Raw genomic sequence first — 19056 nt, 5'->3', positions numbered from 1 at the left:
TTTTGGTAAAAAGCCCTAAACGAACTTATGAAGAATTTACAAAAAGAATTTCCCGTACTATCTCAAAACACTTACTTAAACACAGCTTCCTCTGGACTACTCTATGATTCTTTATTGGATTACAGACAAGAACATGATTTAGATTTTTTGATCGGAGGAAGTATGTTTCGTGACCATCAAGAGCAATTTCTAAATACAGTAAGAAAATCCATTGCAGATTTTTGTGGCGGCACTTCAGAAAATACTGTGCTAACTCCTAATTTTTCTATCGGTTTTAATACTATCTTAAACGGATTAGAGAAAAACAAAAAGATTTTGTTATTAGATGAAGATTATCCTTCGATTAATTTTTCTGTAAAAAGTAAAGAATTCGAAGTATGCTATGCGGAGGTAAATACCTCTTTAGAAGAAAATATTTCTGAAGCAATTGCTCAATATTCACCTGATATTTTTGCCTTTAGCTTAGTACAATATATAAACGGAATTACCATAGATCTAGATTTTTTAAAAAATCTAAAAATTAAACATCCAAACCTTCTTATCATAGCAGACGGCACGCAGTTTTGTGGAACAAAAGTTTTCAATTTTGAACAATCTGGAGTTGATATTTTAGGTTGTAGTGGTTACAAATGGCTTTTAGGAGGCTATGGTAATGGTTTTTTACTTTTTAAAGAAGGAGTTCTGAAACAATTAACCCCAAATAATTATTTAAAAACTTCGTTAAACTCATCATATGATCCATCATATACTAATCTTAGATCAAGATATGAATGTGGTCATTTAGACACATTTAACTTTGGGAGTCTACAACATTCAATTCAGTTTCTTTCTAAAATCGGGCTTCCTAAAATTGAAGAAAAAATCAAAGAACTATCAACGTATGCAAAAAATTGTTTTATTGATCTCGGATTACTAGATAAAAACACTACACAACGAAATGATTTCAGTCCGATTTTCAACATTAAAGGAGATCAGAAATTGCATAACACTCTTAAAGAAAAAAACATCATTACCTCACTAAGAGGAAATGGTATTAGAATAAGTCTTCATTTTTATAATAATAAAGAAGACATTGACAAGCTTGTCGGAATACTACATCGTTATCGTTAATATTTAATTGTTAATTGTTCATTAAATTATTGAAAATCTGACTCTTCACACTTTTGTTTTTTAATGTTTTGTATTAATTTAACAGATAATTTTATTAACTAAGAATTAATTATAAACAAGAATTATGGCTATAACCAAACAATACTTAAAGTCAAAACCAATTTGCAAAGTTACTTTTTCTGTACCTGCAAAAGAAGCATCAAGCGTTTCTGTAGCTGGGGAATTTAACGAGTGGAACACAGAAGCTACTGTATTGAAAAAATTGAAAAATGGTACGTTTAAAGGAACTTTAAATCTTCCTAAAGATCAAAAATTTGAATTTAAATACGTGGTTGACGGAGAGTGGACAAATGAAACAGAAGCTGATGGATATCAGTGGAACGATTTTGCTGCTGCTGAAAATAGCATATTAGTACTTTAAGCTAAAATATATAAAATTGAGGTTGTATTACTCTACAACCTCAATACCTTTCCAAAATGCTACATATCCTTTGATTTGCTTAGCTAAATCACTAGTTTCAGGATAATACCAAGCGGCATCTTTATTTTCTTTACCATTTACAGAAACGGTATAATAAGATGCTACACCCTTCCATGGACAGTTGGTATGTGTGTCACTAGGCTTAAAAAACTCTTTCTTTATTGCCTCAGGAGGAAAGTAGTGATTGTTCTCGATTACTTTAGTGTCATTGCTTTCTGCAATTATTTCATTATTCCATATGGCTTTCATAGCTTTCTTATTTTATATTTTTTTTATTCTGACTTTTTGAACACATAGTTCTTATAATATTCATTTTCGTCCGTAAAATCATTAGTAATAACAAAGCCTGATTCTTTTGCTAGCCATTTCACAGTATCATCATCATATTTCTGAGAAATCTCTGTATGAATACTTTCCCAAGCTTCAAAATGCACTTGTAGTTCTAAACAATCAATATCTACTGTTTGCTTCTTTTTACTTACCAAATAACTTTTTGCGGTACCACTTTCGGGATCATATACTTCCCAATGCATAAAAGCATCAACATCAAAATTACCTCCAAGTTCTTTATTAATTCTTGTTAAGACATTTTTATTAAAAGCAGCTGTTACACCCGTTTGGTCGTTATAAGCATCTAAAACTTTCTGCGGATGTTTTTTTTGATCAAATCCAATAAAAACTTCGTCATCAGCATTCATTACCGCGTTTAATTTTTTCAAAAACTGAATTGCTCTTGGATGCAAGAGATTACCAATATTAGAACCTAAAACCATAATCACCTTTTTACGTACACTTATGTGTTTCAACCTATCCAATACTTCAAAGTACTCTCCTATTTGACCTTTTACCTGAAGTTCCGGTATTTCTAAAGAAAGATTTTCTACCAATCCATCAACAGCATGCTTACTAATATCAATCGGATGATATGTTACATCATAATTTTCTTTCAATAATTCTTTTAATAACACTTTAGTTTTTTTTCCATCTCCAGCGCCAAGTTCAATTAAATCAAACCCTTTTTTAGAAGGATCAAAACTCTTTAAAATATTCGTTTTATGTAATTTAAAAATATCATACTCCGCATTGGTAAGATAATATTCTGGCAATTCCATAATTTTCTGAAAAAGCTTATCACCAACTTCATCATAAAAATATTTAGATGAAAGATATTTTGGAAAACTAGTTAATCCTTCGTGTACTTCTTTTCCGAAAGTACACATTAAAACGCTTTGATCTTTTGAACTCATGTAAAAGGGGAATTACTTACTTTTTACTAATCGCAATCCGTTAAATTGCCATCTTAGTTGTGGGTGAAAAAAATTACGATATGTTGGTCTTGTATGATTTTTAGGAGTTGCTATGGAACCTCCTCGGAGTACTTTTTGATTAACCATGAACTTTCCGTTATATTCTCCGAGTGCTCCTGGAGCTTTAGCATAATTAGGGTATGGTAAATAGGCGCTTTCTGTCCATTCCCATCGCAATCCCCAATCAAATAATTTATGGGCAACTTCCCATTCGAATTCTGTCGGCAAACGTTCTCCTTTCCATTGTGCATACGCAAAAGCTTCATAATAAGATAAATGTGTCACTGGAGCATTTAAATCCAATTGTTGCAGTCCTTGTAAAGTATATTGATGATATTCTCCGTGAATCTTATGCCAATACAAAGGGGTTTTTATTTTTTCGGTGTTAAGCCAATCCCAAGCTTCAGCATGCCATAAAAGGCTATCCTCATATCCTTTATCATTAATAAAATCTAAGTACTCTTTATTAGTTACTAGATCATTTGCTATTTTATATGCTTCTAGAAACACTTTATGAACTCCCAACTCATTATCGTAACAAAAATCTTCTCCTTTATAACCAATTTCATAAATACCTTCGGCAATAAGGTGATATTTATCAGAAGCACTGCTATTCGGATTTTCATCAAAAGTGCTACTGTATTTTGGAAGTAAAGGATTATTACCTAAAATAAATTTAATATCCGTTAGCAATAACTCTTGGTGCTGTTTCTCATGATGTATTCCAATTTCTACAAGAGATCTCAATTCTTCATCCTCCATACTTTCTAGAAGTACCTGCAAGTGATTGGTGACATAATCTCTATATTGATATACCTCATTGACTGTGGGACGAGATAAATTACCTCGATTGGTTCTCACTACTCGTTTTCCGATACTTTCATAATAGCTATTAAATACAAAGGCAAAGTCTTCATGAAACCTTTTATAATCAGCATAATATCTTGTAAGAATAAATTCTTCGAAAAACCAAGTAGTATGACCTAGATGCCATTTCGGTGGAGATACATCAACGATGGGTTGCACAACGTAATCTTCGATCTGAAGCGGGGAACAAATTTCTTCTGTATGAGCTCTTGTCTCTAACAAGGAAGAAAGCAAATTATCAGTAATTACCATAAAAAAAGAGTGTATTCGATTTACGAATACACTCAAATTTAATAATTTTTAAGCTGTATCTACCTAACAAAGGAGTTAATCCATTGTTAAATATGAAATATTAATTACTAGGTTTTATAAAGGTAATTGGCACTTCATAAGCAATAGCTATCGGCTTTTTTCCCCACTTTCCAGGTTTCATTTTAGGAATTGCTCTAACGATCCTAACAGCTTCTCTCTGCAAGTGTCTGTGCCCACCTTTTACATCAATCACCTCTGCTTTACCTTTATTATTAATAATAAATTCTACAGTAACTGTACCTTCCAAGCCTTCTTTAGCGGCAATTTCCGGATATCTAAAATTAGAGATGATATGCTTTCGCAGGTTATTATCAAAACACTTAATAGGTGTTTGTCTGGATTTATCGCATTTTGGCCATATTGGCGTAATCCCCTTTTCATTTGCATTTTCTTTGGAAAGAATAATATTATCCTGAGCAAACAAGAAGGTGGAACATAAAATTGTAATAATAAGTAATAGTTTCTTCATAGTAATTCAGTTTAAATTTGGGGGTTAAACTGCAACTGCACCTTTAATATGTGGGTGCGGATTATAGTCTTCCAATGTGAAGTCATCAAAAACGAAGCCAAAAATATCTTTTACCTCTGGATTAATCTTTATGGTAGGTAAATTTCTCGGTGTTCTAGACAACTGTAATTCTAATTGCTCTTTATGATTATTATAAATATGTGCGTCTCCAAATGTGTGTATAAACTCGCCAGCTTCATATCCAGTTACCTGTGCCATCATCATTGTAAATAATGCATATGACGCTATATTAAAAGGTACTCCTAAAAATATATCTGCACTTCTTTGATACAACTGACAAGATAATTTCCCATTAGCTACATAAAACTGAAAAAATGCATGACAAGGTGGTAGCGCAGCTTTGCCATTAGCCACATTCTCAGAAAATGATTTAGACGTATCTGGCAAGACACTTGGATTCCATGCAGAAACCAACATTCTCCTACTATCCGGGTTCTTTTTTAAAGCTTCTACAATTTCTTGAATCTGATCAATTTCATCTCCGTTCCAGTTTCTCCATTGATATCCATATACCGGTCCCAGATCTCCATTTTCATCTGCCCATTCATTCCAAATCCTAACACCATTATCCTGCAAATACTTAACGTTGGTATCTCCTTTCAAAAACCATAATAACTCATGTATTATAGATTTTAAATGAAGTTTTTTCGTGGTTACCATTGGAAACCCTTCGCTCAAATCAAATCGCATTTGATACCCAAAAACACTTTTTGTTCCTGTTCCGGTTCTATCTCCTTTTTCATTTCCATTCTCCAGTACGTGACGTACCAGATCCAAATATTGCTTCATATTCCCTTTCTGACTTTCTTTTGAGTTTGTTAAAGTTCTACTAATTCCGTCAAATATACGAAAAATAGGTATTGAGCAATCTTTTAATAGCTAGATTATGAAATACTTGTAAAAGTTATTCTAGCATTGAAGTTTCAGCAAAAAAAATCCCTTTCTATTAACCAATAATCATTCCTGCGATTGTAGCAGACAAAAGTGAAGCTATCGTACCTCCAATTAGTGCCTTCATTCCAAACTCCGACAATGTTTTTCGTTGTCCTGGAGCAAGAGATCCTATACCACCTATTTGTATGCCGATAGAAGCAAAATTTGCGAAACCACATAACATATAAGTAGCCATTATCACCGACTTGTTGTATGTTAAATGTGTTGCATTCGCTACATTTTTCAAATCTGCCAATTGTATATACCCCACAAATTCACTAGCCGCTAATTTTATTCCTAAAAGTTGCCCCATTAAAGCAATATCTTCTTTAGCAACACCAATTAACCACATTAATGGTGCAAAAAGATATCCTAAAATAAGTTCAAGGGATAAACTTTGGTATGCCGTATTCGAAGCTACCCAAGCATTTATAGAAGTCACATCTCCTACCCATCCCAAAATACCATTTAGCATAGCAATAAATGCCACAAAAACTAATAACATTGCTCCAACATTTACTGCTAGCCTAAGACCTTCAGTGGTACCATTTGCTATAGCATCCAGTATATTAGATCCTATTTTTTCTGAAGAAACATATACGTCTGTATTAATTTTTTCTGTTTGGGGAAATAGTATTTTAGAGATAATAATCGCTCCAGGAGCCGCCATCACAGATGCTGCTAATAAGTGTTTAGCAAATTGTAATCTTAGAACTGGATCATCACCTCCTAAGAATCCAATATATGCAGCCAGCACTGCTCCCGCTACAGTAGCCATTCCACCCACCATAACTAACAAAATTTCTGACCTATTCATCTTTTCTAAATAGGCTTTTATTAATAGAGGAGCTTCTGTTTGCCCTAAAAAGATATTACCTGCAACACTTAAACTTTCAGCTCCAGATATCTTTAATGTTTTTGTCAATAACCAAGCTAACCCCTTCACTACTCTTTGGATAACACCTAAATAAAATAATAGTGATGTTAGCGCCGAGAAGAAAATGATAGTTGGTAACACCTGAAAAGCGAATATAAAACCAAAAGTATCCATGTCTACCACTAGTCCTTCGAATAAGAACTTACTTCCTGCTCGCGTAAAGTCTAAAACACTAACAAAAAGACTTCCAACCCATTCAAATATCGTCTGTACTAATGGAACCTTTAAAACACCAATAGCTATTATTAATTGAAATCCCAGACCTAAACCAACAGTTTTCCAATTTATAGCTTTTCTATTACTGCTAAACAAAAATGCAATAACTAATAATACCAGCATTCCTAGAACTCCTCTCCACAAACTTGAAAAAGAAAAACCTTGATTAGGAATTAGCGCATCACCTTGTTCAGCTACAACTGGGGTTTCAGGATCACTAGGTTTTACAACAAATGAATAGGAAAGGTTATTTTTTGATAGAATCAACGTAGTATCCGTAATACTTTTCAATCTATATTTAATAATAGAATCTTCTGATTTTTCAGGGAACAGTAATACGACATTTTTTTGAGCAAGATAATCCCCTGTAAGCTTTTCAGAATTTCCTTCAAATGCATAAGAAAAGACACCATTTTGAAAATCCAGATAATCATTATCTCCAACTTGAAAAATAGTTTCATTATCTCCTTTTACATCTTTTAATATCCACTTTTTCTCTATGGATTGCGCTGAGATAATTGTAAATGCAAAAAAAGATAATAGGAAAGAGAGTACTCCTTTTTTCATATATCAATAAGGTAATATTATAATATTTCGGAACAATTAGAAATCAAAATTATCCTCTTTTCGAGATTTCATCTCGTATTCGAGCTGCCAATTCATAATCTTCATTAGCTACTGCTTGTTCTAGCATACGATTTAATTCTTCTAAAGATAAATCCTGATAACTAGTTTCTTTTCCTACCATTTCCACATCATCAGAAACCAATTCATCTACCAACAAACTTTCTGATTCATCTTCACCATCTTTTTTAGGATTTACTTTTAAGTAAATTCCTGCTTGATCAAGAATATTTTTATACGTAAAAATTGGAGCCTGGAATCGCAAGGCTAGTGCTATAGCATCACTGGTTCTAGCATCTATTATTTCTTCAATCTTATCTCTTTCGCAGATAATACTTGAATAAAAAACGCCATCTACCAATTTATGAATGATTACCTGTTTCACGACTACATCAAATCGATCTGCAAAATTTTTAAACAGGTCATGCGTTAAAGGACGAGGAGGTTTAATTTCTTTTTCTAGAGCAATAGCTATAGACTGTGCTTCAAATGCACCAATCACAATTGGCAATTTCCTTTCTCCATCCACCTCACTTAAAATCAATGCATAAGCACCATTTTGGGTTTGACTGTAAGATATTCCTTTTATGTTCAGACGAACTAAACTCATAGTAATTTTCAATAAAAAAAAGGCTGTTTGAACAAATGGACTTTTACCTAAGTTCAAACAGCCCTTGATTGGGCACAATTTATGAAAATTATGCGTTATTCGCCTTAAATTCCTTTAATTTTTCAATTAACTGCGGTACTACCTCAAAGGCATCACCAACAATACCATAATCTGCAGCCTTAAAGAATGGCGCTTCTGGATCGTTATTGATCACTACTTTTATCTTGCTAGAATTTATTCCTGCAAGGTGCTGGATTGCTCCAGAAATCCCTACCGCTATATATAAGTTAGTAGCTACTGGTTTTCCTGTTTGACCTACGTGCTCTCCGTGCGGTCTCCATCCCATATCACTCACAGGTTTAGAACACGCTGTTGCAGCTCCAAGTACATCTGCCAACTCTTCGATCATACCCCAGTTCTCTGGCCCTTTAAGACCTCTACCTCCTGAAACTACAACTTCTGCATCTGCGATAGACACTTTATCTGTTGCTTTATCTACAGACGTTACATTCACTGCAAAATCTTCATCAGCTAATGAAGGATCAAAACCTTCAGCAGCAGCAGCTCCAGAAGCTTCCTTCAATCCAAATGCATTACTAGATAGTCCGATAATTTTCACATCAGTCGTGATTTCGGTAATATTAAATGCCTTGTTTGTAAAAGCAGTTCTTTTTACTGTAAAAGGTGAAGCACTCTCGGGTAATGCTACTACGTTAGACGCATATCCTGCATTAAGATTAACCGCTAAAAGTGATGCTAAAAACTTACTATCTGCACTAGAACTAAGCACTACAACTTTAGCTCCTTCTTTTTCTGCAGCCTGCTTTAAAGCATCTGCATACGCTTTTGCATTAAAAGTCGCTAACTTATCGTTTTTAATTTCTAATACTTTATCAACTCCGTATGTACTTAGTTCACTACTAACATCAACGTTAACACTAACAGCAGTAACTGTAGTACCAAGCATATTAGCTACTTCTTTTGCATATGACGCAACTTCGAAAGCAGCCTTTTTAAATTTTCCTCCTTCACTTTCTGTATATACTAATACTGACATATTTATTTTTTTTATGTTGAACCTATGTTAATAGGTATTACTTTAAACTTGTATTTTATTAAATTGCTTTTGCTTCGTTATGCAATAGCTCTACTAATTGTCCTACATTATCAGGAGAAACTAGTGTTACATCACCTTTTGGTGCTGGCTTTTCGAATTTAACCGCTTTGGTTTCCTGAGTTGCTTCAACAGCCTCAACAACCGTAAGTGGTTTTTTACGTGCCATCATAATTCCTCTCATATTCGGAATACGAAGATCACTCTCTTCAACCAATCCTTTTTGTCCTCCAACAACTAATGGTAATTTTGTAGTAGAAGTTTCTTTTCCTCCATCGATTTCGCGAATAGCAGTTACAGAATCCCCATCTATTTCTAATCCAATGCAAGTATTGATAAAATTAGCTCCTGTAAGTCCAGCTAACATTCCAGGTACCATTCCACCATTATAATCTATTGACTCTCTTCCTGCAATCACAAGATCATATCCTCCATCTTGAACTACTTTAGCTAACTGTTTAGCTACATAAAATCCATCAGTAGCTTCAGTATTTACTCTTATTGCATTATCTGCTCCTATTGCTAAAGCTTTTCTTAAAGTTGGTTCAGTTTCTGGTCCTCCTACATTTACAACATCTACTGAAGCTCCTTGCTTCTCCTTAAACCACATAGCGCGCGTTAATCCAAATTCATCGTTAGGATTAATAACAAACTGTACTCCATTTGTGTCAAACTTCGTATCTCCTTCTGTAAAATTAATTTTAGAAGTTGTGTCTGGCACATGGCTAATACATACTAATATTTTCATTTTATATAGGTATTTTTTGAGAATTTAATAATAAAAGCGAAGGTACAAATAAAATGTCGAATTTACTATGCATGCATAATAAATTTTTTAATTTTCTGTATTTGGTAACGCCTATTAATTGCTACTTTTGCCTTTCGTGTAGCACAAAATTAAATATTTATAAATGAAAACGATACAATTCAGAGAAGCTATTTGTGAAGCAATGAGCGAAGAAATGCGACGAGATGAATCCATTTACCTAATGGGTGAGGAAGTTGCCGAATATAACGGAGCATATAAAGCTAGTAAAGGCATGCTTGATGAGTTCGGACCAGACAGAGTAATCGATACTCCTATCTCTGAACTTGGTTTTTCTGGTATAGGCGTAGGTAGTGCCATGAATGGTAACCGTCCTATTATAGAATTTATGACATTTAACTTCTCATTGGTTGGAATTGATCAGATAATTAACAATGCTGCAAAGATGAGACAAATGAGTGGTGGTCAATTTAATGTTCCAATCGTATTTAGAGGACCTACAGCTTCTGCAGGACAATTAGGTGCTACTCACTCACAAGCTTTTGAAAACTGGTTTGCTAATACTCCTGGATTAAAAGTGGTTATCCCTTCTAATCCTAAAGATGCAAAAGGATTATTAAAATCGGCAATTCGTGATGATGATCCAGTGATCTTTATGGAAAGCGAACAAATGTATGGTGACAAAGGAGAAGTTCCTGAAGGAGAATACACTATCCCATTAGGTGTTGCTGATATTAAAAGAGAAGGTAACGATGTTACTATCGTTTCTTTCGGGAAAATTATTAAAGAGGCGTATAAAGCTGCTGATGAGCTAGCGAAAGACAATATTTCTTGCGAAATCATTGATCTTAGAACTGTGAGACCTTTAGATTTAGAAGCTATTTTTACTTCTGTAAAGAAAACAAATAGGTTAGTTATTCTAGAAGAAGCTTGGCCTTTAGCAAATATTGCATCTGAGATTACTTATCAGGTTCAATCTAACATTTTTGATTATCTAGACGCACCTGTTATAAAGATAAATACGGCTGACACCCCTACTCCATATTCTCCTGTTTTATTAGAAGAATGGTTGCCGAATAGTACAGATGTTGTTAAAGCTGTCAAAAAAGTAATGTATAAATAAACTAAACCCTTTTAATTTGCGCTTCAAGTTTTTTAAAAAATTTTGATTCGCTTAATAAATGTTGGCTCGAAATTTGATAAAACAAAACGAGTTTACACAAACGATATAAGGGTACTTTGAAATACAAAATTGATTTTTTTACACATTAAAAATGTTTTGCATTAATCATTTTGCAAAGCATTTTTAAATTTGTGCTTAAAAATAGTAGGGTATTTTTATATTGGTGTGTTTTAGAAAAAACAACATTTACATTTATTGATGAATATGTGGTAATTGAATTCAAGTTGAAAATTTCAAGATAATAGGGAAATGAAAATACAAACCTTTATTATTTTAAATTGATTGTTATTTAAGAACTACTGTATTATCATAATTATTTAAGAATATTAGATGAGATATTGGGTTTTAGGGTTTTTATTTTTAGTATGTAGTAACTCCTTCATTCTTGCACAAACCAAAGTAAGCGGATATGTTTACGACAGCAACAAACAAGCAGTTCCATTTGCCAACATAGTTTTTGTTAACTCAACTATCGGTACTATTACTGATGAAAATGGTAAGTTCTACATGGAGTCTGACGAGAATCATAGTAGCATTAAAGTCTCTTTCTTAGGTTTTCAAACCAAAACAGTAAAACTAACGAAACGAACTACCTACAATATGGAAGTAGTTCTCGAGGAAGAAGCAGCATCATTGGATGAAGTTGTCATTTATAAAGGAAAAACCTCCAAAAAAAACAATCCTGCTATTGATATACTTCGGAAAATCTGGGAAAATCGCAGGGAAAATGGTGTCAAAAAGTTCAAACAATATAATTACGACAAGTATGAAAAGTTAGAGTTTGACCTTAATACCATAGATAGCGCTCTGGTAAACAGTCGAATTTTTAATGGTATGGAGTTTATTTTTGAAGATATCGATACTTCAAGAATCACTGGTAAAACCTATTTACCCATATTTCTTAACGAAGCTATTTCTAAAGTTTATGGTGATAATGAGATAAATGAATTTAAAGAAGTACTAAAGGGAAATAAAAATGCAGGATTTAGTGATAATCAAACACTAATTGCTTTTGTAAAAGATCTTTATTCTGATTATAACATCTATGACAACTACCTAAAGTTTTTCGACAAGAGTTTCACCAGTCCTTTGTCAAGAACAGGGATTAACGTATATAACTATGTGCTTACTGATAGTGCCTATATTGGAAATAAATGGTGCTATAATATTGTATATTATCCTAGGCGTAAAAATGAGCTTACCTTTAAAGGAGACTTTTGGGTAAATGATACTACTTGGGCGATTAAAGAGATCAACCTAGAGGTAACTAAAAGTGCCAATATCAACTGGGTAAAAGACTTGTATATAGAACAGGAATTTGATGTGCTTAATGACTCCATATTCCTAATTACTAAAGATTATTTTCAATCTGATTTTGCATTTAACAAAAAAGAAAAATCAAGAGGTGTTTATGGAAAACGGACCACATTATACGACAACTATAAATTCGATCAAAAGAAAGATAAAAAATTTTATCAGAGCCAGGTAGATCCATATAATCAAGACATTTATAATCGTGATGACTCCTTTTGGGCAAATGCCAGGATGGAAGAATTAAATAAAGATGAAAAGAAAGTCTATAAACTTCTAGATACGTTACGAACGGTTAAAGCTTTTAAAAGGCTCTACAATGTAGGAACTATTTTAGCAACAGGATATGTAGAATTTAATGGATGGGATTTTGGTCCGCTATTCTCCACAGTAGGATTCAATGCTATCGAAGGATTCCGATTACGAGCTGGAGGTCGCACTTATTTTACGGCGAATGATCGATGGAGGATTGAAGGCTATGGAGCTTATGGTTTAAGAGACAATAAATTTAAGTACGGAGTCTCAGGTAAATACCTGGTGGACAGAAAATCGCGATTAATTGTTTCTGCCGGTAATCGCCGTGATGTAGAACAGCTAGGAGCAAGTCTCACCAACACTAACGATGTAGAAGGAAGGAGTTTAGCATCTTCTTCTATTGTTGCCACAGGAGATAATAATAGACTTACTTCGATCAACTTATCTGCATTTTCTATGCAAATAGAACCTAGAAAAAACTTTACTATCGGTGTCACTGGGTCCTATAGAACCTTGAAACCGGCTGATAGAGATTTATTTAGCTTAGATTTCTTTGATCCAGATACTGGAGAGGTGAAATCAGAAATCACTCAGGCAGAGATAGCTACAACACTCGCTTATTATCCTGGAAGAAAAACTACAGGATATGGAGTTGATAAAATAACGGTTAATGACGGTGATTATGCGCAACTATTTCTTAACTATTCCGTAGGTCTGGATCACATATTAGAAAGCGATTTTGAATATCAAAAAGTTCAATTTTTCTATAGACAACCCTGGAATATTGGAGGTTTCGGAGTACTTAATAGTTCCATAGAATTAGGAAAAACGTTCGGAGAAGTCCCTCTAGGATTACTTAGTGTCGTGCCTGGTAACCAAACATATTTATCTATTCAAAACACATTTCCACTACTTAATTTTTACGAATTCGTTACCGACACATATGCGGCAGTACATATAGAGCATAATTTCAACGGTAGAATATTTTCTAGAATTCCTTTGCTTCGAAAATTAAACTTACGAGAACTTGTTGGAGTTAGAGGGGTTTGGGGTGAATTATCAGATGAAAACATTGCTTTGGATGCATCTGGTTTTCTACAAACCGTTGGAGCACCCGATGAAGAAATTTATTGGGAATATAGCGTTGGGGTTGGAAATATATTTAAAATTTTCAGAATTGATTTCCATTTCCGAGGCAATTATTTCGATAATCCGGATGCTCGTGATTTTGGTGTCACAGGTTCTTTTGGATTCTATTTTTAGGTATATTTTTGGAGTACACTTTATCTTTTATTCATCTTTAAAGTTTTATTTCTTTTCTAAAAATGAAAGAATTGATTTTTACGAAAACCTTTTAGGTTACGATAACATTAAAATTTAGTAAAAAACCGTGTTATTTTTGGGAATAAATTTTAACCAACCCCTTGTAATACTTATATTTGCCGCCCATAAAAATGAGAATTAGAATATGAGCGCAGCAACTCGCGAAAGTTTCGATGTACTTATCGAAATACCAAAAGGAAGTCGTAATAAATACGAATATGACTTCGATATAAAAAAAATCCGTTACGATCGAATGATTTTTTCATCAATGATGTATCCCGCTGATTATGGTTTCATTCCTGAAACTATGGCATTAGACGGTGACCCTTTAGATGTATTAGTTTTGGTAACGGAACCTACTTTTCCAGGATGTGTTATAGAAGTTAAACCTATCGGAGTTTTTCACATGACGGATGAAAAAGGTCCTGACGAAAAAATAATATGTGTACCAGTTGCAGATCCAATAGCAAGCAAATTAGCTGATCTGAAAGAAATGAATCCGCATTTGATTAAAGAGATAGAACACTTTTTCCAAGTATACAAGGATCTTGAAGAAAAGAAAGTAGATGTTGGTGGCTGGGGTAATATAGATGAAGCCAAAGAAATCATCAAAGCTTGTGTTAAACGTTTTGAGGATATACAAGATAAACCTGAAGGATTATTTAGCATACACTAATCAAGAGCTATAAAATACTAAAAAAGCGCAATGTTTTTGATAAAACATTGCGCTTTTTATATTTATATGATTTTATTACATTTAGCGACTAATTAACTAAAAAGACTTTTAATGGAATCAAACATGATTTATATGCCAATTGTTTTGGCAGCACTGGGGCTTATTTATATGCTAGTTAAAAAATCTTGGGTAATGAAACAAGATGCTGGAGATGGTAAAATGAAAGAAATTTCAGATCACATCTATGAAGGTGCCTTAGCATTCCTAAATGCTGAATATAAATTACTTTCGATATTTGTTATAATAGTTAGTGTATTACTTGCTATCGTTTCATTTATAGTCCCAACTACTCACTGGTTAATTGTTATCGCTTTTATTTTTGGAGCGGTTTTCTCTGCTTTTGCTGGTAATATAGGTATGAAAATAGCTACCAAAACAAATGTAAGAACTACTCAAGCAGCCCGAACTAGTTTACCTAATGCACTTAAAATATCTTTTGGAGGTGGTACTGTTATGGGACTTGGTGTTGCTGGTTTAGCGGTACTAGGATTGACAGCTTTCTTTATCATATTTTTTCACTTCTTTATGGGAGGAGAATGGACCAACACTATGGATATGACTGTTGTATTGGAGACATTGGCTGGATTTTCTCTAGGAGCTGAATCTATAGCATTGTTCGCTCGTGTTGGTGGTGGAATCTATACTAAAGCTGCTGATGTAGGAGCCGATCTTGTAGGTAAAGTAGAAGCAGGTATTCCAGAAGATGACCCTCGTAACCCTGCTACCATTGCAGATAACGTTGGAGATAATGTTGGAGATGTTGCCGGAATGGGTGCTGATTTATTTGGATCTTACGTAGCAACTGTTTTAGCTGCCATGGTATTAGGAAACTATATCATAAAAGATATGGGCGGAAACATCGTTAATGAAGGATTTAATGGGATTGGACCAGTATTATTGCCAGTTGCTATTGCTGGTGCTGGAATTATTATTTCTGTAATTGGAACAATGCTAGTAAAAATAAAAACCAATGAAGCTAAAGAAGCTCAAGTAATGGGAGCTCTTAATATAGGAAACTGGACTTCAATTGCTTTGGTAGCTATTTCTTGTTTTGCGTTATGTACTTATATGCTACCTGAAACCATGAAAATGGAATTTTTTGGAGAAGGGCTTGTTGATATTTCATCTATGCGAGTATTTTATGCAACTTTAGTCGGTCTCTTCGTAGGTGGAGTTATTTCTGCAGTTACTGAATACTACACAGGATTAGGTAAAAAACCGATTTTAGAAATTGTACAAAAATCAAGTACTGGAGCTGGAACCAATATTATTGCTGGATTAGCTACAGGTATGATTTCTACTTTCTCTTCTGTGCTATTGTTTGCTGGTGCTATTTGGGCATCCTACGCGTTCGCAGGTTTCTATGGAGTTGCAATGGCGGCCTCTGCAATGATGGCTACAACAGCAATGCAATTAGCCATAGATGCTTTTGGACCTATTGCAGATAATGCAGGAGGAATTGCAGAAATGAGCGAACAAGAACCTATCGTAAGAGAACGCACTGATATTTTAGACTCCGTCGGAAATACAACTGCTGCCACTGGTAAAGGTTTTGCTATTGCATCTGCTGCGCTAACATCTCTAGCATTATTTGCTGCTTATGTTACTTTTACCGAAATTGACGGAATCAATATTTTTAAAGCACCAGTATTAGCAATGTTATTTATTGGAGGAATGGTACCTGTTGTATTCTCCGCATTGGCTATGAACGCTGTAGGAAAGGCAGCGATGGAAATGGTATATGAAGTACGTCGTCAATTTAAAGAAATTGCTGGAATCATGGAAGGAACCGGGAAACCAGAATATGATAAATGTGTCGCTATTTCTACAAAAGCATCATTAAAAGAAATGATGTTACCTGGATTACTAACTATAGGATTCCCATTGGCAATTGCATTTATTCCCATGATTTTTGGAATGAATCATCAAGCAATTGCAGAAATGTTAGGTGGATATATGGCTGGTGTTACAGTAAGTGGTGTGCTATGGGCTATTTTTCAGAATAATGCTGGTGGTGCTTGGGATAATGCTAAAAAATCTTTCGAAGCTGGTGTAGAAATCAATGGAGAAATGACTTACAAGGGATCTGATGCTCACAAAGCAGCAGTAACAGGAGATACCGTTGGAGATCCTTTTAAAGACACTTCTGGACCATCTATGAATATATTAATCAAATTAACCTGTCTTATAGGACTTGTTATTGCTCCTATTCTAGGTGGACACACATCAGAAACTGCGGTTGCAGTCGTAAATGAAGAAATTGAAATAGTAAAATCAAAAGACACTTCTTCAAAAGAAATTCAAAAACAAATTGAAGTTACTATGGAAATGGATGGCGATATAGCTAAAGCAGAAGTATCTATAAAAACGACTATGAACGGTAAAACTTCAACCGAAATTAAAAAATTAGAAGGAACAGAAGAAGAAGTAAAAGCTAAAATTGAAGAAATTAAGGCCAGTTTACAATAATTGTAAAAGAAATAGATTAAAAAACCTCGCCCATTAGCGAGGTTTTTTATCTTTATGGATCAACGCCGAATGAATGTTTAAGAAAAAACCCTTACGAATCAACACCTATCTTGGCTATGGAACTAACTCTAGGCTTAGAGCTACCGGGAGAGCTTTAGAAGATGAAAACATTCGTTTTGATGGGAACACGAAAACATTTAGAACTCTTTATAATATTTATAAGCAATTTGAAAGTGACGAGGTTAAAAAGGTCCCTATTGAATTGAAGCTTTCTGAAACTCAAACATTCACAACGATAACAGATCTAGAAGGTTATTATCATTTTGATGAAAATTCCATTAACACGGATAATCTAATTAATGAAGAAGGATGGATACCTTATACCGTTTCTTATAAAATCCAGAACAAAAAAATTATTCAATCAAATATTTTTGAAGGCAGCATGTTAGTACCTTCAGCGAACGCATCCTATGGTGTTATCAGTGATATTGATGATACGATTTTACATACAGGTGTAGCATCATTGTTTAAATGGAGGGTTATTGCTAATACATTTTTCAAAAATTTTGATAGACGCCTCCCTCTAGAAGGAACAGTTGAGTTTTATCAAAAATTAAGAAAAGGTAAAAACTCAAAAACGACTAATCCTATTTTTTATGTGAGCAACAGTCCCTGGAATTTATATGACTATCTAAGTGCTTTTTTAAAAATACACGCTTTTCCTAAAGGTCCCATTTTACTCAGGGATTTTAGAACATTTTTGGATAAAACTCCAAAACTAAAAACACCTCACAAGTACACAGAAATAATCAACCTATTGGAATTATATCCTGATATGAAATTTATTTTAATAGGAGATAGCGGAGAGAAAGATGCAGAGATTTATACGAATATTGCAAAAAAATATCCTAATAGAATATTAGCAATTTATCTAAGAAGCGTAAATCATAAGCGCAAAGAGAGAAGAATCAAAAAAATTATTGATTCTTTCGATATTGTACCTATACTGCTTGCCCACTCTTCATTAGAAGCAGAAGAACATGCAAGAGAACAAGGATTTATAGACTAATTTTTTAAACTTCGTACTTCCGATGTAAGAGCCAACATTGCATCTTGCAATTGTTTTATACTTGCCGTATCCGAATTTGCATCGATATTAAAACTTAGTTTACTATTCACCTCCCATAATTCTACTATTTGATGTGCCTTTATAGAGTAAGGAAGATAATCTGCATTTAAAGAAATTAAGGTTAATGAAGAAGAATCATCATTTTTCCTAACCTTTTTTACCACAACACTATCGTGTAAAACTACTACATACAATGCGTTGCTTCTTATTTCAGAAAGATTATTTACAGCTTTTCCTATCACCCATTCTTTAGGCTCAAGTACCGGTAGCATACTATCACCTTCTACTTGAAAACCTCTGTAAGTAGCATTTCTATACTCCGGAAGGGGGATATCAAAAGCAGGTAATTGCTGATACCAATCCACATCCTGTACATTATGAGGATAGCCAGCTGCGGCTTTTACATTAACAAGAACAATGTTTTCGTTATTCTCTGAATCTACGGTTACCATCTTTGGTGAAACATCACCGTTATGTAACTGAATTTTTTTTTGATCACTTTCACCAAACAACCAAAGAGGGTTTACTCCAAACTCCTGAAGTAGTTTAGAAACAACTTTTCCCGAAATTTTGGTTTTCCCTCTTTCTATATCCGCAGTAGAATTTTTAATATCTAAAACTCTGGCAAAATCAGATTGTGTAAAATGATTTTCCTCGCGAATAGATTTGAAGCGTTGAATGGTTTGGTTGGTTATATTATCCATACAACTTCGATTTATTTATTAGCATACATTTCTGTCACTAGGTTTTGGAGCAATTCTTAACAAATATACTATTTTTTGGAATAATTCCAATTTTAACATAATTTCATTTTTATTTTTTTGGAATTATTCCATAAATTTGG

At 33.8% G+C, this 19056-nt stretch carries 17 protein-coding genes; 7 read left to right on the top strand and 10 right to left on the bottom strand.

Features of this window, described 5'->3' with window-relative positions:
- Positions 1-27: 27 nt before the first annotated feature.
- Together Q1B37_RS02865 and Q1B37_RS02860 are read left to right on the top strand one after the other, a co-directional pair.
- Positions 28-1110 carry an aminotransferase class V-fold PLP-dependent enzyme gene (locus Q1B37_RS02865; protein ID WP_299895171.1) on the top strand — a complete coding sequence of 361 codons (1083 nt, stop codon included), beginning with the start codon at positions 28-30 and terminating at the stop codon, positions 1108-1110.
- Between the two features lie 124 nt (positions 1111-1234).
- Positions 1235-1531 carry an isoamylase early set domain-containing protein gene (locus Q1B37_RS02860; RefSeq protein ID WP_299603284.1) on the top strand — a complete coding sequence of 99 codons (297 nt, stop codon included), beginning with the start codon at positions 1235-1237 and terminating at the stop codon, positions 1529-1531.
- 27 nt (positions 1532-1558) lie between these two features.
- Here the strand turns inward: Q1B37_RS02860 and Q1B37_RS02855 are convergent, their stop codons facing one another.
- The 9 genes from Q1B37_RS02855 to Q1B37_RS02815 all read right to left on the bottom strand — a co-directional run bounded on the left by Q1B37_RS02855 (position 1559) and on the right by Q1B37_RS02815 (position 9788).
- Entirely contained in the window at positions 1559-1840 is a 282-nt protein-coding gene (locus Q1B37_RS02855; RefSeq protein WP_299895169.1) for a DUF427 domain-containing protein, read from the bottom strand.
- Positions 1841-1863: 23 nt separating this feature from the next.
- Positions 1864-2838, bottom strand: a complete 975-nt coding sequence (locus Q1B37_RS02850; RefSeq protein ID WP_299895167.1) for an L-histidine N(alpha)-methyltransferase — start codon at positions 2836-2838, stop codon at positions 1864-1866.
- A 12-nt stretch (positions 2839-2850) separates the two neighbouring features.
- A complete protein-coding gene (egtB, locus tag Q1B37_RS02845) occupies positions 2851-4017 on the bottom strand; it encodes an ergothioneine biosynthesis protein EgtB (RefSeq protein ID WP_299895841.1) in 1167 nt (388 codons plus the stop codon).
- 100 nt (positions 4018-4117) lie between these two features.
- On the bottom strand, positions 4118-4546 hold the full coding sequence (locus Q1B37_RS02840; protein WP_299603292.1) for an energy transducer TonB: 429 nt from the start codon (positions 4544-4546) through the stop codon (positions 4118-4120).
- A gap of 24 nt (positions 4547-4570) precedes the next feature.
- Positions 4571-5395, bottom strand: a complete 825-nt coding sequence (locus tag Q1B37_RS02835) for a thymidylate synthase (RefSeq protein WP_299603295.1) — start codon at positions 5393-5395, stop codon at positions 4571-4573.
- A 157-nt stretch (positions 5396-5552) separates the two neighbouring features.
- Positions 5553-7259, bottom strand: a complete 1707-nt coding sequence (locus tag Q1B37_RS02830) for a nucleoside transporter C-terminal domain-containing protein (RefSeq protein ID WP_299895165.1) — start codon at positions 7257-7259, stop codon at positions 5553-5555.
- A gap of 49 nt (positions 7260-7308) precedes the next feature.
- Positions 7309-7926 carry a bifunctional nuclease family protein gene (locus Q1B37_RS02825; protein ID WP_299603300.1) on the bottom strand — a complete coding sequence of 206 codons (618 nt, stop codon included), beginning with the start codon at positions 7924-7926 and terminating at the stop codon, positions 7309-7311.
- A gap of 88 nt (positions 7927-8014) precedes the next feature.
- Entirely contained in the window at positions 8015-8983 is a 969-nt protein-coding gene (locus Q1B37_RS02820) for an electron transfer flavoprotein subunit alpha/FixB family protein (RefSeq protein WP_299895163.1), read from the bottom strand.
- A gap of 58 nt (positions 8984-9041) precedes the next feature.
- Positions 9042-9788: an electron transfer flavoprotein subunit beta/FixA family protein gene (locus tag Q1B37_RS02815; protein WP_299603307.1), complete on the bottom strand. Its 747-nt coding sequence runs from the start codon at positions 9786-9788 to the stop codon at positions 9042-9044.
- Positions 9789-9951: 163 nt separating this feature from the next.
- Here Q1B37_RS02815 and Q1B37_RS02810 point away from each other — a divergent pair, with 163 nt between their 5' ends.
- The 5 genes from Q1B37_RS02810 (at position 9952) to Q1B37_RS02790 (ending at position 18152) form a co-directional block, all read left to right on the top strand.
- Positions 9952-10929, top strand: coding sequence for a pyruvate dehydrogenase complex E1 component subunit beta (locus Q1B37_RS02810; RefSeq protein ID WP_299603309.1), 978 nt, complete (start codon positions 9952-9954; stop codon positions 10927-10929).
- 390 nt (positions 10930-11319) lie between these two features.
- Positions 11320-13818: a DUF5686 and carboxypeptidase-like regulatory domain-containing protein gene (locus Q1B37_RS02805; protein ID WP_299895161.1), complete on the top strand. Its 2499-nt coding sequence runs from the start codon at positions 11320-11322 to the stop codon at positions 13816-13818.
- Positions 13819-14023: 205 nt separating this feature from the next.
- Positions 14024-14554, top strand: a complete 531-nt coding sequence (locus Q1B37_RS02800) for an inorganic diphosphatase (RefSeq protein ID WP_299603314.1) — start codon at positions 14024-14026, stop codon at positions 14552-14554.
- Positions 14555-14665: 111 nt separating this feature from the next.
- A complete protein-coding gene (locus Q1B37_RS02795; RefSeq protein WP_299895160.1) occupies positions 14666-17083 on the top strand; it encodes a sodium-translocating pyrophosphatase in 2418 nt (805 codons plus the stop codon).
- Positions 17084-17156: 73 nt separating this feature from the next.
- Positions 17157-18152, top strand: a complete 996-nt coding sequence (locus tag Q1B37_RS02790) for an App1 family protein (RefSeq protein WP_299895158.1) — start codon at positions 17157-17159, stop codon at positions 18150-18152.
- On the opposite strand, the gene Q1B37_RS02785 is transcribed toward Q1B37_RS02790, so the two are convergent.
- On the bottom strand, positions 18149-18916 hold the full coding sequence (locus Q1B37_RS02785; RefSeq protein WP_299895156.1) for an XRE family transcriptional regulator: 768 nt from the start codon (positions 18914-18916) through the stop codon (positions 18149-18151). The genes Q1B37_RS02790 and Q1B37_RS02785 overlap by 4 nt on opposite strands.
- Positions 18917-19056 lie beyond the last annotated feature (140 nt).

Origin of the sequence: uncultured Aquimarina sp. (assembly GCF_947492965.1) — a bacterium.
In the GTDB taxonomy this organism is placed as follows: Bacteria; Bacteroidota; Bacteroidia; order Flavobacteriales; family Flavobacteriaceae; genus Aquimarina.
This window is presented reverse-complemented; position numbering and strand designations above follow the sequence as displayed.

Bases quoted from the DNA above. Each gene is read 5' to 3' on its own strand.
- Q1B37_RS02850 (WP_299895167.1), bottom strand. From the start codon at position 2,838: ATGAGTTCAAAAGATCAAAGCGTTTTAATGTGTACTTTCGGAAAAGAA.
- Q1B37_RS02835 (WP_299603295.1), bottom strand. From the start codon at position 5,395: ATGAAGCAATATTTGGATCTGGTACGTCACGTACTGGAGAATGGAAAT.
- Q1B37_RS02860 (WP_299603284.1), top strand. From the start codon at position 1,235: ATGGCTATAACCAAACAATACTTAAAGTCAAAACCAATTTGCAAAGTT.
- Q1B37_RS02810 (WP_299603309.1), top strand. From the start codon at position 9,952: ATGAAAACGATACAATTCAGAGAAGCTATTTGTGAAGCAATGAGCGAA.
- Q1B37_RS02820 (WP_299895163.1), bottom strand. From the start codon at position 8,983: ATGTCAGTATTAGTATATACAGAAAGTGAAGGAGGAAAATTTAAAAAG.
- Q1B37_RS02830 (WP_299895165.1), bottom strand. From the start codon at position 7,259: ATGAAAAAAGGAGTACTCTCTTTCCTATTATCTTTTTTTGCATTTACA.
- Q1B37_RS02800 (WP_299603314.1), top strand. From the start codon at position 14,024: ATGAGCGCAGCAACTCGCGAAAGTTTCGATGTACTTATCGAAATACCA.
- Q1B37_RS02855 (WP_299895169.1), bottom strand. From the start codon at position 1,840: ATGAAAGCCATATGGAATAATGAAATAATTGCAGAAAGCAATGACACT.
- egtB (WP_299895841.1), bottom strand. From the start codon at position 4,017: ATGGTAATTACTGATAATTTGCTTTCTTCCTTGTTAGAGACAAGAGCT.
- Q1B37_RS02865 (WP_299895171.1), top strand. From the start codon at position 28: ATGAAGAATTTACAAAAAGAATTTCCCGTACTATCTCAAAACACTTAC.
- Q1B37_RS02825 (WP_299603300.1), bottom strand. From the start codon at position 7,926: ATGAGTTTAGTTCGTCTGAACATAAAAGGAATATCTTACAGTCAAACC.
- Q1B37_RS02795 (WP_299895160.1), top strand. From the start codon at position 14,666: ATGGAATCAAACATGATTTATATGCCAATTGTTTTGGCAGCACTGGGG.
- Q1B37_RS02790 (WP_299895158.1), top strand. From the start codon at position 17,157: ATGTTTAAGAAAAAACCCTTACGAATCAACACCTATCTTGGCTATGGA.
- Q1B37_RS02840 (WP_299603292.1), bottom strand. From the start codon at position 4,546: ATGAAGAAACTATTACTTATTATTACAATTTTATGTTCCACCTTCTTG.
- Q1B37_RS02805 (WP_299895161.1), top strand. From the start codon at position 11,320: ATGAGATATTGGGTTTTAGGGTTTTTATTTTTAGTATGTAGTAACTCC.
- Q1B37_RS02815 (WP_299603307.1), bottom strand. From the start codon at position 9,788: ATGAAAATATTAGTATGTATTAGCCATGTGCCAGACACAACTTCTAAA.
- Q1B37_RS02785 (WP_299895156.1), bottom strand. From the start codon at position 18,916: ATGGATAATATAACCAACCAAACCATTCAACGCTTCAAATCTATTCGC.